Genomic DNA, 15,443 nt, shown 5'->3' with positions numbered 1-15,443 from the left:
AGATCAAGAAGTATTTTTAGGGGGGGGAAAATGACCACCGGTAATCGCGAAACTAATATACGTCGGGTAATTGACATGGAAGACCGTATAAGCCGATGCCGACGGTGTCCTTCCCTCTTACAGTGTGTTAGAAAACCTTCTATGGGCAAGGGTGAACTTGATCCCGAAATGATTATGGTTTTTGAATCAGAAAGTGCTTTTGTTCGTGATATTGATCGTATTATAAAATTACGGAATTTGATAAAGAACGAATTCAAATTACAGCGTTTATATCACACGTTTATGGTACGCTGTCAACCTAAAGCATGTACGATTCGTCAGAATTTCAGCGATTATGGAGATACTCGCTTTCTGGATAAAGAACATAACTGTTTACTGAACAATCAAAAATGTCAGGGCATACCTATCAGATCTAACAATGAAGAAATTCTCGCTTGTTTACCTTTTTTAATTGAAGAGCTGGAAATCCTTAAACCGCATTACCTGATCCTTTTTGGTGAAAGGGTGGGAAACTTTGTTCTGAAGTCATTTGGTTATTTTGAACCTGTGAAGCTGGGGCAGATATACAAAAATGACGGTATGCAGTTTATGGTTGCTCCTGTAGAAGAAGATTTTCAAGCCGATGATTGTCATAAATTACTCCCGCTGGTAGTGTCTTAACCTTTCAACTGTCATTCTCACGTATTTTTAAGCCAAATTATACAAAACTAAAACAAAAAATTTACCACATTATGGTACGTATTTGGTAGAATTAAAATAAGATTATTACGGGGCCAATCAACGATAGTATTATTGAAATCCATTTTTTTATTTATCATATAGTTTTAATCGTTATCCTGTTAGGAGGTGATAAACCAAACATTTTCAGCGGCAATTTAAAAAGTTAATTTGAAAGGAGCGTTTGTATGAGCACTAAAGAAAACCTGGTAAAGTCCTTTGCTCTGGCAGAAACTTCAGCGGAGAAAATGTGGGATATGTGGCTGGTAACATTGGGCAGCCTGTCCTGGAGCCAAGAACAAATAGAAAACATGGCCAGAAAGTATTTAGACCAACGTAAAATGGCTCGTGAAGAAAGCAATAAGCTGGTTGAGGAATTAATGAGCCAGGCACAGAAAAACCAGCAGCAAATGCAAAAGATGATCCAGGAAGCCGTTGCCAGTGCTTTTGAGAATATTGATATACCCACATTTAGCTACATTGATGAACTCAATAAAAAAGTAGAAGAGCTTATTAAAAAAACTGCGAACCTCTAATACCCTGCCTAAAATAGATTGCGGTTATGGCCAACGCTATAGCCGCCTTATATTCTTTCCCAGGATTTTTCGTTACTACGAACGAAAGAGGGGTAATGGATTGCCTGAAGAAAAAAATAAGGAGACAACTGGCGGAAAAGAGCAATCAGACACAAAACAGGATAATATCATGATGCCTGATTTTATTGAGTTGTGGAAAGAAATGTATTTTAAAACTGAAGAATCCTGGACTAATACCACTAAAGAATTAATAACCACCAGGAATTTTATCGCTATGCTGGATCAAATCAGAGACCAGTATTTGTCATACCATAAAGTATCTGAACAAAATCTGGATAAATACTTTAAATTAAATCCTGTGCCGTCCAAACGCGACCTGGCACGGGTGGCCGAGTTGGTTATCGGGCTGGAAGACAAAATTGACCAGCTTGATCTGCAGTTTGCCAGCAATATAAATCGAATAACCACCAGCCTGATAAAACTTGTAGACTACCAGACTGCTCTTAAAGACGAAATTGCGGCTTTAAGACAAGAAAATACCGCGATCAGCCAAAAGTTGGATAACCTGTTGCGGGCGGTACAGGGTTTGCATGAACCAGCCGCTTCATATGAAAGTAGGGTGGAAATTAACACGGCGCCTAAAAGAAAATCCCGCAAAAAAAACGAGACAGATGAGTCCAAGTAAACTCAAGGCTAATCGTACAAGGAGGAGTTCCTTTTGATAGAAAAAATATACAGTGAACTCGAAATCGGTGATCGGGGTTATATAGAGAAGACCATTACGGAAACCGATGTTTACCTCTATGCCGGTATCACCGGTGATTTTAGCTGGCTGCATGTTAATGAAGTGAGAGCCAAGAAAGGCCATTTTAAGACACGGGTGGTTCATGGTATGCTGCTGATTGGATTGATATCCAATGTTGTTGGCAATCGTATGCCAGGAGCAGGTACCATTTATGAAACCCAGAATATATCTTTTTTAAAGCCGTGTTTTATTAATGATACCATCAGAGCACAAACCGAAGTGATAGAAAAGCTGCCGCGAGGCCGTGTAAAACTGAGAACCTCGTGCTATAACCAGAATGATGAACTCATACTTGATGGGGAAGCTGTAGTAATTCCACCTCGCGAACACGTTATCGAAATGACACTTAAGCAGATTAACGAGGGGTAGGTTTCTATGAATAAAGAAATGTTCTTTACAGGTTCTGCCGATGAAGTGGGTGAGAAATTACAGGAACGCTATGACCGGATGTTGGAAAACACCAGGAAATGGGCGGAGATTCTTACCTTTGACCCCGATCCTCAGACCGGAATGACACCCAAAGAAACGGTATGGAGAAAAAATAAAAGCCGCTTATACCGATACGTATCCCCGCATGGACCGCGCTACAAAACCCCGGTCTTAATACTGTATGCTTTAATCAACAAAGCATACATCCTGGATTTGACACCAGGAATGAGCCTGGTGGAATACCTGGTAGAGCAGGGCCTAGATGTATACATGCTGGAATGGGGAGAATTTGAATGGGAAGACCGCAACCTGTCATTTGCCGATCTGGTCATGGATTATATTGCCATGGCCGTACGCAAGGTATGCCAGTTCTCGCGTTGTGACGAACTCAGTATAATCGGTTACTGTATGGGCGGAACTATGGCTGCTATGTACGCAGCGCTGTTTCCTTTTCCCCACATTAAAAATATTACGTTTATTGCCGCACCTGTAGATTTCAGTGATGCGGGCGCCTCTTCAGCCTGGTTTGCCAGCGACAAATTTGACCCTGATAAAATTGTTGATACCTTTAAGCTTATTCCCAGTAATTTTATTGATTACGGGGTGAAAATGTTAAATCCCGTCAATAACTTCTGGGGGACTTATACCCGTTTGTGGAAAATGATTGATGAAGATGTGCCGGTGCAATCCTGGAAAGTATTGAATAAATGGGTAAATGACAACATGAATTTCCCCGGTGAAGCCTATCGCCAGTGGATTAAAGACATCTACGTGGAGAATAAATTAATTAATAAAGAATTGCAGCTGCGAGGTCATAGGGTTGACTTGGCGCGTATTGAAGCCAATATTCTGTCCCTGGCAGGCAAACAGGACCACATAGTATTGCCGGGGCAGGCTCGGGCAATACTCGATGCGGTAAGTTCGAAAGACAAAGAATTCAAAGAATTTCCTGTCGGTCATGGAGGACTGGTTTTTGGCAGTCTGGCCAAAAAAGAGGTTTATCCTGCCATAGGAAACTGGTTAAAAGAGAGATCATAAGACAATACGCATTAATCTGCGTTTATATTAAAGTCCGCATTATCCGCGTCAATTTTGGAGACAGGTTTTTACAGCCTGTCTCCTGTTCTTTTAAGGATTGTTTTTGAATAAGCATTTGGCAAAAAGGCTGGGGGTGTTTAATTGTCAAATACCAACTGGTATCAGAAAACCAGGGAAGAAACCCTGGCCCTTCTTGCCACCCGGGTTGATTACGGACTAGATCAGGCAGAGGTTAAACAGCGTCAGCAAAGATTCAGCAATCAGCTGCAAACCATGACCAGATCCAATCCGGTTAAGATTTTGATAAATCAATTTACCGATACTATGGTATTGGTATTATTGGCAGCTACAGTTGTATCCGGGTTAATTGGGGCTATGGCTGATGCTGTAACCATAATGGCTATCGTAATAATTAATGCCATATTAGGGTTTATACAGGAATATAGAGCGGAACGTTCCCTGGAAGCCATAAAGAAATTGTCAGCCCCCTCGGCCAGGGTATTGCGGCAAGGCCATAAAATATCCGTGCCTGCCAGTGAACTGGTGCCAGGTGATATTGTCTTTCTTGAAACGGGAGATAGGGTGCCAGCCGATATAAGGCTTTTGGAAACTACCGGGCTGGAAAGTGATGAATCATTATTAACCGGAGAATCTGTACCGGTTTATAAGGAAGCACAACAACTTTACGATAGAGAAACATCCCTGGCAGAACAAGCCAATATGTTGTTTATGGGTACTTCTGTCACCAGGGGAAGGGGCAGCGGGGTAGTAGTCAATACAGGTATGGATACAGTAATGGGGCAGATTGCCAGGATGGTGCAGGAAGAAACACAGCAAATGACACCCATGCAGATAAAACTTGATCAATTGGGAAAATATCTCATTATTATCTGTATAGCGGTATGTATTGTAGTTAGTTTGATGGGAATATTTCGCGGCGAAGCGATAATGACCATGTTAATGGCAGGCATCAGTCTGGCAGTAGCTGCTATTCCTGAAGGACTGCCAGCTATAGTGACCGTAGTACTGGCTCTGGGTGTACAGCGTATGGCTGACAAAAACGCGATCGTTCGCCGCTTATCGGCGGTGGAAACACTGGGCTGTACTACAGTTATTTGTTCTGACAAAACCGGTACCCTTACCCAGAACAAAATGACGGTTGTGAAAATGGCAAGTATGGATGCGGTGCTGCGGCTTGATACTAATTCCAAAAATAAGCGTTGGCTTAATGTGCACGGAAACAAATATTGTGATCCCCTGCAAAAACCTGGCACCCGTTGGTTAATGGACATAGCTTTAAACTGTAATAATGCCGCGCGTGAAAAAAAAGGTCAAAAATGGGTTTATAACGGCGATCCCACTGAAATTGCTTTACTGGAGATGGCGCACTATAACGGATTAAGCCAAACCTATGAACGTATAGGTGAAATTCCCTTTGACTCCGAACGCAAGAAAATGAGTGTATTGGTGCGAAAAGAAGGTCAGCAGGTTCTATTAGTTAAAGGCGCTCTGGAAGTACTTATTTCATCCTGTACGGCGGTTATAAAAGAAGATAAGACAACTCGTTTAGACAATAGCGATCGGAAAAAAATACAGGAAATTCAAACTGAATGGGCCGCAGATGGGCTGAGGGTTTTGGGATTTGCCTTCAAGATTCTGCCCGCTGCTGACAAAGGTATCACCATTGGGGTGGAAATGGAACAGGAACTAGTATTATGTGGAATAATCGGACTGTTAGACCCTCCCAGACCGGGAGTGGCAGAAGCTGTAAGGCAGTGCAGAAAAGCCCGGATTATACCCATAATGATAACTGGCGATCATCCGGTAACAGCTGGAGCTATTGCCAGGCAAATCGGATTGGCGGACGGAGCAATGTAATTGCCGGCAGCCAGATAGATGCAATGAATGATGAAGAATTGGCTGATAAGGCGTTGTCTGAAAGGGTTTTTGCCAGGGTTTCCCCCCAGCATAAAAATCGTATTGTAAAGGCTTTGCGCAAAAGAGGGCAGGTCGTGGCGATGACTGGGGATGGGGTAAATGATGCTCCGGCTTTAAAAGCCGCGGACATAGGCGTAGCCATGGGAATAAGCGGAACTGAAGTCAGCCGGGAAGCTGCCTCAATGGTTTTAGCCGATGACAATTTCTCCACCATTGTTATGGCCGTCCACGAAGCAGAGCCATATACGATAATATACGCAAGTTTATACGCTACCTTTTAGGGTGCAATATCGGCGAAGTTCTGGTAATGTTTTTAGCTTCTTTGCTGGCCATGCCCATGCCTTTGATGCCGATTCAGATATTATGGGTGAATCTCATTACTGACGGGCTCCCCGCCATGGCGCTGGGAGTGGAACCGCCAGAACCGGGTATTATGGAACGCCAGCCCAGGTTAAAAAGTGAAGGTATATTTGCTCGGGGTTTGGGGTGGACTGTGTGTGGAAGAGGATTGTATATTGCCCTGGCTACCCTGACAGTATTTACCATTGGCCTGATCTACAGTCGTTGGCAGGGAATATCGGGACTGGAAACCGCACGTACTATGGCTCTTAGTACTCTGGTGTTCTCTCAGTTGTTTTATGTATTTGAATGCCGTTCTGAAACACATTCACCCTTTGAATTGGGTTTTACCAGCAATCCATTCTTGAGTGCAGCCGTTGTATGCTCAGCTTTGATGCACCTGGCAGTGGTATACCTTCCCGTTATGCAAAATATTTTTGGTACAGTGAATCTTGGCCTCTGGCAATGGCTGCTTATTATATCTGTTAGTGGAATTAAATTATTATGGAAATATATGCAGTATACTTGGCGAAGAATTTTTGTTTCCTCCTTTAGATATGGTAAAATAAATGCTTAGCCGGGCAGTTTTCAGCAAGGCAAGGCAGAGTATGAATTTTGTTAAAATGCATGGAGCAGGAAATGATTTTATCATACTTGAAGCGCCTTCCTGGACCGATGCTGCTGAATGCCAGAAAAACGCGGTCTTAATGTGTGATCGCCATTTTGGCATAGGTGCTGACGGTCTGATTCTGACCGGAAGGGATGAAGAACTGGATATTTTCATGCGCATTTTCAACCCTGACGGCTCGGAACCCGAAATGTGCGGAAATGGTATCCGCTGCGCAGCCCGTTATGCTTATGAAAACGGTTTGACGAGTAAAACTTTCATGTCGGTGAGAACTAAAGCTGGTCCTCGTTATCCTGAGATAATACTGCAAGGTGAAAAGGTTCAAGCCGTAAAAGTGGATATGGGTGAACCTATATTGGAGCGTTCTTTGATCCGGTAAGGGGAGAGGGGAGCAGCCTGGGTATTTATATTGAGACCAGGGAACAAAAATACCAGGCCGCGGCGGTATCGATGGGAAACCCCCACTGTGTAATTTTTGTTGACGATATTGAACAGGTTCCGGTAGAAAAATGGGGACCGGAATTGGAAATTCATGAACTGTTTCCGGCCCGCACTAATGTGGAATTTGTACAGGTTATAAATTCCCGGGAGATGATTATGCGGGTCTGGGAAAGAGGAGCTGGTATTACTCGGGCTTGCGGAACCGGGGCTTGTGCCGCCCTGGTCGCTGCGGTTTTGAACCGCAAAAGCGCAAATGAGGCGGTAGTGCACCTTCTGGGTGGCGATCTATCGATAGCCTGGAATCAGGATGACAATCACGTATATATGACCGGACCTGCGGTTGAAGTGTTCCGGGGAAACATTTATATCTAAAGCTTTAGTAATTAATTTTGATATCATCTCCCCATTGCAAAAGCCTTATCCTACAGCAAGAAATCTATGTGAATATGTGGTATTTTCATATTTATGAAGGAGAGTGTTAATGATGAGAGAAAGCACTGCTATGCAAAACTTACCCCCATATCTTTTTGCTCGTATCGAACAGAAAATTGCCGAAGCCAAGGAAAAAGGCATAGATATTATAAGCCTGGGTATTGGCGATCCCGATCAGCCCACCCCCAAGCATATAATTGATAAAATGGCCGAGAGTATATATGATGCCGCTAATCACCAGTACCCAAGTTCTGTCGGGCTGCTGGCCTTCCGCCAGGCGGTTGCGAATTGGTACCGCTGCCGTTTTAATGTAGAACTTGACCCGCGTAAGGAAATCGTATCTTTGTTAGGATCTAAAGAAGGTATTGCACATATATCTGCCGCTTATTTAGATCATGGCGATATAAATCTTGTACCCGAACCCGGCTACCCAGTTTATGGAATCGGAACTTCACTGGCAGGGGGTCACCCTTACATAATGCCTCTCCTGGAGAAGAACAAATATTTGCCGGTCCTGGAGGATATACCCGAAGAAGTAGCCAGAAAAGCCAAAATCTTTTTTATGAATTATCCCAATAATCCTACCGGGGCGGTTGCTGATCTATCATTTTATGAAAAAGTTGTAGAATTCGCACGTTCATATGATCTTCTGGTTTGTTCCGATGCTCCTTATTCGGAAATAGCCTACGACGGATTACGCCCCTGTAGTTTTTTGGAAGCCCGCGGTGCTAAAGAAGTAGGTATAGAATTCCATTCATTATCAAAAACCTATAATATGACAGGATGGAGAATAGGTTGGGCAGCGGGACAAGCAAAGGCCATAGAAGTTCTGGGCCGATACAAGTCCAATATAGATTCAGGAGTGTTTCAGGCTATTCAGTATGCAGGCATAGAAGCTCTGGAAGGACCGCAAGACAGCATTGAGGTTATGCGTGCCATTTACCAGGAACGCAGAGATTTGGCTTTGACCTGGCTGACCAGGTTGGGGTGGAAGATAACGCCGCCCAAAGCCAGTTTCTATTTTTGGGTGCCGGTTCCCAAAGGGTACACATCCTCATCGTTTGCGGAATTTATTTTGGAGAAGGCCGGGGTAATTATTACTCCCGGAAATGGCTATGGTAAACACGGAGAAGGTTATTTCCGCATTGCCCTTACGGTGGACAAGTCAAGGATAGAAGAGGCTTTCCAACGCATTGAAAAGGTTATAGGAAAGGTAGAATTTTAGCATGAAAAGCATGACCGGTTTTGGAAGAGGCCAAAGCGATGAAAAAGGGTATCTTATTACTTGTGAAATTAAAGGGGTCAACCACAGGTATTTTGATCCTTTTATCCGGATGCCCCGCCGTTACGGACTTCTAGAGGAAAGAATCAAGGAGGCTATGAAGCAGTATGTAACCCGGGGACGCCTGGAGGTATCCATAAACATTGAAAAAACCGGTGAATCCCAGCGTAATATCAAGGTTGACAAAGAACTGGCAATAGCTTATTATAACTATTTGAAGGAATTGGCAGATAATCTGAGCTTATCGGCGGAAATTAAGGTTATTGACCTATTTCGGCTTCCTGAAGTATCCAGTCTGCAGGAACGGGAAGAAGACCTCGAAGAGGTTTGGGAGCTTATAAAATCAGCTTTGGATATTGCTATGGAAAATCTGCTAGCAATGAGAATTAAAGAAGGCCAGAATTTGGCCCGAGATATTGCCATGCGCAGCCAGACGGTTCTTGGCATGGTGGAAAGTTTGGAAACACGGTCGCCGCAAGTTACCAAAGAATATGGGGACAAACTGCGTAAACGCATCAGCGAATGGATTCCGGCGGAAGAAATGGACGAACAGAGGCTTTTGCAGGAAATTCTTATTTTTGCCGACCGTTCAAATGTTACCGAAGAGATTGTACGTTTAAAGAGCCATATTGAACATCTAAACGAATTAATGCAAAGTGAAGATGCTGTGGGCCGAAAAGCTGATTTTCTAGTACAGGAAATGTTCAGAGAGATTAATACCATCGGCTCTAAAGCAAATGATCTGGAGATGAATCGTCTGGTAGTGGAAACCAAGGCTGAAATAGAAAAAATACGTGAACAACTGCAGAATATCGAATAATCAGGAGGTGGCCGGGTAAACCGGAAAAAAGTATGGACATTAAATTAGTGAACATAGGTTTTGGCAACATAGTAGCCAGCAACCGCATAGTTGCTATTGTAAGTCCTGAATCGGCGCCTATCAAACGTATAATTCAGGAAGCCCGCGAAAGAGGCATTTTGATCGATGCGACCTATGGCCGCAGAACCCGGGCAGTTATCATTGTTGACAGCGGGCATGTCATCTTGTCCGCAGTTCAGCCCGAAACAGTAGCCAACCGTCTGGTATCAAAAGATTCTGGAGAGGATGATTAATCCCGGAAGGTGTAGAGATGGAGAGAAAGGGAATCCTGTTTGTTATTTCCGGTCCTTCGGGGGTAGGCAAAGGTAGCATAGTTGAAAATATGCTGCCTTTTATGTCAGAAATCCTGGTTTCTATCTCTGCGACTACAAGGCCTGCCCGCAAGGGAGAAATACATGGGAAAGATTATTTTTTCATCTCTGCTGAAGATTTTCAGGAATTGATTAATAACCATCAGCTTTTGGAATGGGCCGAGGTTTACGGCAATTTTTACGGTACCCCCCGGGACTTTGTAATGAAAAACCTGGCTGCCGGCCAGGATGTATTGCTTGAGATTGATATTCAAGGAGCTATGCAGGTAAAAGAAAAAGTTCCAGAGGGTGTTTTTATTTTTATTGCGCCTCCTAGTGTGGAGATTCTGGCAGCCCGCCTGCAGGCCCGGGGAAAGGACAGCCGGGAGAGTATAGATGTACGTCTGGCAGCCTGCCAGGATGAAATGAAACAGGTAGTAAATTATGATTATATGGTGGTTAATGACCAGTTGGACCGGGCGGTTAATCTGGTATCAAGTATTATAAAAGCGGAACGTTGCCGTATTAGGAATCTGGATATGGGGTGTGATAAATAAATGATTCCTCCTTCAACGAAAGATATAATGGAGGTTGCAGACAGCAAATACGCTGTAGTAGTGGCTGCGGCTAAAAGAGCCCGAGTACTCTCGGAAAAGAAAAGAAATGATGAGAATTACCGGTTATCTACGGTAGTGACTGCTGCCCTGGAAGATATCATGCATGGCAGAGTAAGGATTGTTGATCAGAGTGCTAAGCCCAGGGGGGGACAGGAATGACCAAGAAAGTTGGCATAGGAATTACCGGTGGTATTGCTGCGTATAAGATGGCCGACCTGGTCAGTAAATTAAAGAAAAATGATATTGAAGTTATTGTAATTATGACAGAGGCTGCCACCAGGTTTATTACCCCTTTGACATTCAGAACCTTATCAGGCCGGGAAGTTTTACATGATTTGTGGGAACAACATGATGAATGGAAAGTTAAGCATATTGGAGTGGCTGAAGAACTGGATCTCCTGGTTATCGCTCCGGCCAGCGCTGATTTTATCGCCAAAATGACGTATGGCCTGGCAGACGATCTTCTTTCCACAATAGTTCTGGCTACTACCGCACCTGTACTGGTTGTGCCATCTATGAACACCAACATGTATTTAAACCCGGTTACACAGGAGAATATAGAGAAGCTGATATCACGCGGTTACCGTTTTATGGATCCGGATACCGGTCTTTTGGCTTGCGGGGTCAGCGGACAAGGCCGTTTGCCGGAAATAGAAGATATTTATGAACAAATCATAAATTTGCTTAACCCTCCTCCGCAGGATTTACAGGGTAAAAGATTGATGGTTAATGCCGGAACAACCTGTGAGGATATCGATCCGGTGCGTTTTATAGCCAATCGCGGCACCGGAAAAATGGGATATTGTATAGCTGAGGAGGCTCTGAAACGGGGAGCTGAAGTCATACTGGTCAGTGGGCGGACACATCTTGAACCTCCGCCTGGACTGGAGTTTATACCGGTTTGGGGCGCGGAGGAGATGTGTCAGGTGATGCGGGAGCGCCAGGCTGATTGTGATATTATAATTGGGGCTGCTGCTGTGGGTGATTTTAGAGTAGCGCAGGCAGCGGACCAGAAGATAAAGAAGACTGATGATGGTTCACAACGTTTGGTTTTAGAACTGGTTGGCACGCCAGATATACTAAAGACCCTGGGAGCCAGTAAACAAACGGGTCAAATTATGGTTGGTTTTGCGGCTGAAACCGAAGATGTACTAAATAACGCGAAAAAGAAATTAAAAAGCAAAAACCTGGACTTCGTGGTAGCCAATGATGTTACTATGGAAGGGGCAGGTTTTGCCTGTGATACCAATATAGTTACCCTTATATCGCTTGACGGTGAAGTGGTTTCATTGCCCAAAATGAGCAAGCAGGAGGTAGCAAGGGCTATTATCGATAAGGTGGTATCCTTGCTTAACAATTAAAAAAATAAGGAGATGGAGAAGATGTCGAGGAATTTCTTTACGTCCGAATCTGTAACCGAAGGACATCCTGACAAAATGGCTGATCAGATTTCAGATGCTATCCTTGATGCTATCATGGCGCAGGATCCGATGGGAAGGGTAGCTGCAGAAACGCTGGTTACTACCGGACTAGTCGTGGTTTCAGGCGAAATCACCACCGAATGTTATGTGGATATTCCCAGATTAGTGAGGAGTACCATCAGGGATATAGGTTATACACGCGCCAAATATGGGTTTGACTGTGAGACCTGTGCAGTTATCACTTCTCTGGATGAACAATCCGGCGATATCGCTATGGGTGTAAATAAGGCCTGGGAAGCTAAGAAGGGTGAGATGTCTGATAGCGAACTGGACGCTATCGGAGCCGGTGATCAGGCATGATGTTTGGATATGCCAGCAATGAAACGGAAAGTTTTATGCCCACGCCTATTTACTTAGCATCAAAGATGGCCATGCGGCTGACTGAAGTACGTAAGACTGGTGTTCTTCCTTATCTTCGTCCCGATGGTAAGACTCAGATAACGGTGGAGTACATCGACAATAAGCCGGTTAGGATCGATGCAGTAGTAGTTTCCACTCAGCACCATCCTGATGTGGCAATGAAGGATATAGAAAGAGATGTAATAGAACATGTTGTCAGGCCTACTGTTCCAGAAGGTATGCTGGATGATAAAACCAGATACTATATAAATCCCACCGGACGTTTTGTCATTGGGGGGCCTCAGGGTGACTGCGGTCTGACCGGACGCAAGATTATTGTGGATACTTATGGCGGTATGGCACGTCACGGCGGCGGCGCCTTTTCCGGCAAAGACCCCACCAAGGTTGACCGTTCGGCCTGTTACGCTGCCCGGTATGTGGCTAAAAACCTGGTTGCGGCCGGGGTGGCTGACCGCCTGGAAATCCAACTGGCTTATGCTATCGGCGTGGCTTATCCCCTGTCGATCAGGGTAGAAAGCTTCGGAACCGGCAGAATATCAGATGAAAAGATAGTGGAGCTGGTAAAAAACAATTTCGATCTCCGTCCGGCAGCGATTATTCGCGACCTCAATTTACGCAGACCTATATTTAGGAAGACAGCGGCTTACGGCCATTTTGGAAGATCGGATGAGGATTTCACCTGGGAGAGAACTGATAAAGCCGATTCTATAAGGCAGCAAGCCGGGTTATAGAGTATATTAGCCACAGATGAACACAGATTAGCACTGATAAATCATCTATGTAAATTTGTGAGAAATCTCTGTGTGTATCTGTGTTGAGTTGTTCCGAAAAATTATTTGGATAATTATAGTTTTGTGAGGCGGGAGGACCCGCCTCTATGAATTTCGATTACTCATTGGGGGAAGGTCTATGCGCTGCGCAGAAGTGATAATAAACCTGCCCATAAAATCGGGAATACCAGTTTTCACTTATCATGTACCTGTTAATATGGAAAATGATATCAGGTTTGGCCAGCGGGTGTTGGTAGAATTGGGCAAAAAAAAACATGAAGGCATAATAGTTAATGAGGATGCTCCCGTGCCGCTTAAACCCACACGCCCGCTTGTAAAGATTCTAAGCCCGGAACCATTACTGGATTATAAACTCTACATCCTGGCACAATGGATATCCGAGTATTATGCCTGTTCCTTATCTACAGCCCTCGCTCTGGTTTTACCGCGCAAACCCAAACCAGCAGGACGGAAAATCGTATTGCCCTTATTATCACTGGATGAAATCGAAGGGATAGAAGAAAACCAGCAGAATCTCATGGAGTTTATGAATGAATTATGGGAAAGGGGCGAATTGTCTTACCGTGAAGCAGTTAGCAGAGCAGGTCAGAATGATTTAAATCTTTGGCAAGAGATGGGACTTATTCACATAAGCGGACAGGAACCTGCGGCCAGAATACCCGCTGAAGAATTTGATTTTGTGCTTAAAGACTTTGATCCCGAAATAGACCTGCCTGGTCTAATAAGGAAGGCTCCCCGCCAGGCTGAGGCTGTGCAGTTACTGCTGCGGGCCGGCAGTATTGAGAAGAAAACCATGGAGAAGATGATCCCGGTACAAAGCCTGCGATCATTAATTGACAAAGGTTTCATTGAAATGGTGCCCCGTGACCGGGCCAACTTGCTGCACGGCCATATATTAAGCCCGGACCAAGCTGAAGTGCTGGCAAGACTCGATCAGGCTGTGCAGATGGGCGGGTTTGCAGAATTTCTTCTTTACGGAGTCACTGGCAGCGGTAAAACGGAAATATATATTCGTTTGGCGGAAAAAGTGCTTAACAGCGGGCGGGATGTCCTGGTGCTTATACCGGAAATTGCCCTCACTCGTCATCTCCTGGAGATTTTTTCGACCCGCATTAAAAACCTTGAGGTTTTACACAGCCGTATGGCTGACGGAGAACGCTACCGATCATGGAAGCGTATAAATGATGGAGAAGCTCGGTTGGTATTGGGCGCACGCTCGGCCGTGTTTGCCCCCTTGCATAACATTGGGCTCATTATTATGGATGAAGAACAGGAGAATACATTCAAACAACAGGAACAGCCGCGTTACCATACCCGCGATGTTGCCCGGCAACGCGCGAAAATGGAAGAGGCCATCTTTCTCCTGGGAAGCGCCACACCGGCTGTGGAGAGCTTCTACCGTGCTTGTGCCGGTGATATCAGGTTGTTGCGTTTGCCTGAACGGGTAGGATCAGCATCAATGCCCACAGTTCATATCGCTGATATGAAAACCAGCCGCAGTAATACCGGGAGCATTATTTCACCTTTATTGCGGGAAAAGTTATCAGCGATTCTGGAACGAAACGAACAAGCTATTATTTTTCAGAACCGGCGAGGTTTTGCTCCGTTGACTATATGCCTCGAATGCGGGCATATTCCTTCCTGCCCGCATTGTACTATCGCCTTAAGTTATCATCGTGATCAGGAAATGTATATATGCCACTATTGCAACCACCAGGCCCGAGTACCGGTGAGCTGCTCGGCCTGCGGAAGCAAACACCTTCAACAAGTGGGAACCGGAACTCAGAAGATTGAGTTCGAACTGCAAGGCTTATTCCCGCAGGCGAGAATAGAACGGCTTGATTTAGACAGGAGCCGTCAAAAGGGCAGCCAGGCTGGAATTCTGAGCATGATGAAAAAAAAGCAAATAGATATTCTGGTAGGCACCCAAATGGTGGCCCGCGGTTTGGACTTTCCCAATGTATCTCTGGTAGGAATCGTTGATATGGACAATATGTTGAATCTGCCTGATTTTCGTGCGGCTGAACGCTGTTTTCAGCTGATGGTGCAGGCGGCAGGTAGAGCCGGGAGAGGCGATAAAGCAGGCGAAGTAATAATTCAAAGCTATCAGCCCGATGACAAGCTTATCAGGCTGGCGGCGGAACAGGATTATGAGAAGTTCTATCTTCAGGAAATAGAAATGAGGAGGATTTTGAATTACCCTCCCTTTACTCATTTACTGCGGATTGTTATCTCCGCTGTACAGGAAGAATTTGCCCGTCAGGTTGCTGATATGATATCTTTAGAAATCAATGAAATGGTTGATGCCAGGGAAGAACTTTTTACCCTGCTAGGTCCGGCGCCCTGCCCTTTATACAGATAAAAGACCGTTTTCGATACCAGATGATAGCAAAATGCGATAATATATTATTGTTAAGCAGCATAGGCAGACGCTTAACC

The 15,443-nt window shown here is 44.7% G+C and carries 14 protein-coding genes and 2 pseudogenes; all 16 read left to right on the top strand.

What is annotated here, in order from left to right:
- Positions 1-30 precede the first annotated feature (30 nt).
- The 16 genes and pseudogenes from JCM14374_RS05835 to priA all read left to right on the top strand — a co-directional run bounded on the left by JCM14374_RS05835 (position 31) and on the right by priA (position 15,366).
- Positions 31-660 carry a uracil-DNA glycosylase family protein gene (locus JCM14374_RS05835; protein WP_054694685.1) on the top strand — a complete coding sequence of 210 codons (630 nt, stop codon included), beginning with the start codon at positions 31-33 and terminating at the stop codon, positions 658-660.
- A 245-nt stretch (positions 661-905) separates the two neighbouring features.
- Positions 906-1,253 (top strand): phasin family protein, encoded by a 348-nt coding sequence (locus JCM14374_RS05830; protein WP_054694683.1) that lies wholly within the window; start codon positions 906-908, stop codon positions 1,251-1,253.
- Positions 1,254-1,353: 100 nt separating this feature from the next.
- The gene (locus JCM14374_RS05825; protein ID WP_054694681.1) at positions 1,354-1,938 is read left to right on the top strand and encodes a hypothetical protein; all 585 of its coding nucleotides are present in this window, start codon (positions 1,354-1,356) and stop codon (positions 1,936-1,938) included.
- Positions 1,939-1,971: 33 nt separating this feature from the next.
- On the top strand, positions 1,972-2,427 hold the full coding sequence (locus tag JCM14374_RS05820) for a MaoC family dehydratase (protein ID WP_207641598.1): 456 nt from the start codon (positions 1,972-1,974) through the stop codon (positions 2,425-2,427).
- Positions 2,428-2,433: 6 nt separating this feature from the next.
- The gene (gene phaC / locus JCM14374_RS05815) at positions 2,434-3,525 is read left to right on the top strand and encodes a class III poly(R)-hydroxyalkanoic acid synthase subunit PhaC (RefSeq protein ID WP_083453893.1); all 1,092 of its coding nucleotides are present in this window, start codon (positions 2,434-2,436) and stop codon (positions 3,523-3,525) included.
- A gap of 183 nt (positions 3,526-3,708) precedes the next feature.
- Positions 3,709-6,379: pseudogene (locus tag JCM14374_RS15950) on the top strand (calcium-translocating P-type ATPase, SERCA-type).
- A 31-nt stretch (positions 6,380-6,410) separates the two neighbouring features.
- The gene (gene dapF / locus JCM14374_RS15700; RefSeq protein ID WP_369397312.1) at positions 6,411-6,809 is read left to right on the top strand and encodes a diaminopimelate epimerase; all 399 of its coding nucleotides are present in this window, start codon (positions 6,411-6,413) and stop codon (positions 6,807-6,809) included.
- A gap of 71 nt (positions 6,810-6,880) precedes the next feature.
- The gene (gene dapF / locus JCM14374_RS15695; protein ID WP_369397311.1) at positions 6,881-7,243 is read left to right on the top strand and encodes a diaminopimelate epimerase; all 363 of its coding nucleotides are present in this window, start codon (positions 6,881-6,883) and stop codon (positions 7,241-7,243) included.
- 112 nt (positions 7,244-7,355) lie between these two features.
- Positions 7,356-8,528 (top strand): LL-diaminopimelate aminotransferase, encoded by a 1,173-nt coding sequence (locus JCM14374_RS05800; protein ID WP_054694886.1) that lies wholly within the window; start codon positions 7,356-7,358, stop codon positions 8,526-8,528.
- Position 8,529: 1 nt separating this feature from the next.
- Complete coding sequence (locus JCM14374_RS05795) at positions 8,530-9,405, top strand: YicC/YloC family endoribonuclease (RefSeq protein WP_054694678.1); 876 nt, start codon at positions 8,530-8,532, stop codon at positions 9,403-9,405.
- A gap of 32 nt (positions 9,406-9,437) precedes the next feature.
- The gene (remA, locus tag JCM14374_RS05790) at positions 9,438-9,698 is read left to right on the top strand and encodes an extracellular matrix/biofilm regulator RemA (RefSeq protein WP_054694675.1); all 261 of its coding nucleotides are present in this window, start codon (positions 9,438-9,440) and stop codon (positions 9,696-9,698) included.
- Between the two features lie 17 nt (positions 9,699-9,715).
- A complete protein-coding gene (gmk, locus tag JCM14374_RS05785) occupies positions 9,716-10,312 on the top strand; it encodes a guanylate kinase (RefSeq protein ID WP_054694673.1) in 597 nt (198 codons plus the stop codon).
- Positions 10,313-10,531 (top strand): DNA-directed RNA polymerase subunit omega, encoded by a 219-nt coding sequence (gene rpoZ / locus JCM14374_RS05780; RefSeq protein ID WP_054694670.1) that lies wholly within the window; start codon positions 10,313-10,315, stop codon positions 10,529-10,531.
- A complete protein-coding gene (gene coaBC, locus JCM14374_RS05775; RefSeq protein WP_054694667.1) occupies positions 10,528-11,733 on the top strand; it encodes a bifunctional phosphopantothenoylcysteine decarboxylase/phosphopantothenate--cysteine ligase CoaBC in 1,206 nt (401 codons plus the stop codon). The genes rpoZ and coaBC overlap by 4 nt, the downstream gene beginning before the upstream one ends.
- Before the next feature lie 21 nt (positions 11,734-11,754).
- Positions 11,755-12,944, top strand: a pseudogene (metK, locus tag JCM14374_RS05770) (methionine adenosyltransferase).
- Positions 12,945-13,122: 178 nt separating this feature from the next.
- A complete protein-coding gene (gene priA / locus JCM14374_RS05765; protein WP_054694664.1) occupies positions 13,123-15,366 on the top strand; it encodes a replication restart helicase PriA in 2,244 nt (747 codons plus the stop codon).
- The last annotated feature ends 77 nt before the right edge of the window (positions 15,367-15,443 follow it).

This window comes from Syntrophomonas palmitatica JCM 14374 (genome assembly GCF_001311885.1).
Classification (GTDB): Bacteria; Bacillota; Syntrophomonadia; order Syntrophomonadales; family Syntrophomonadaceae; genus Syntrophomonas_A; species Syntrophomonas_A palmitatica.
This window is presented reverse-complemented; position numbering and strand designations above follow the sequence as displayed.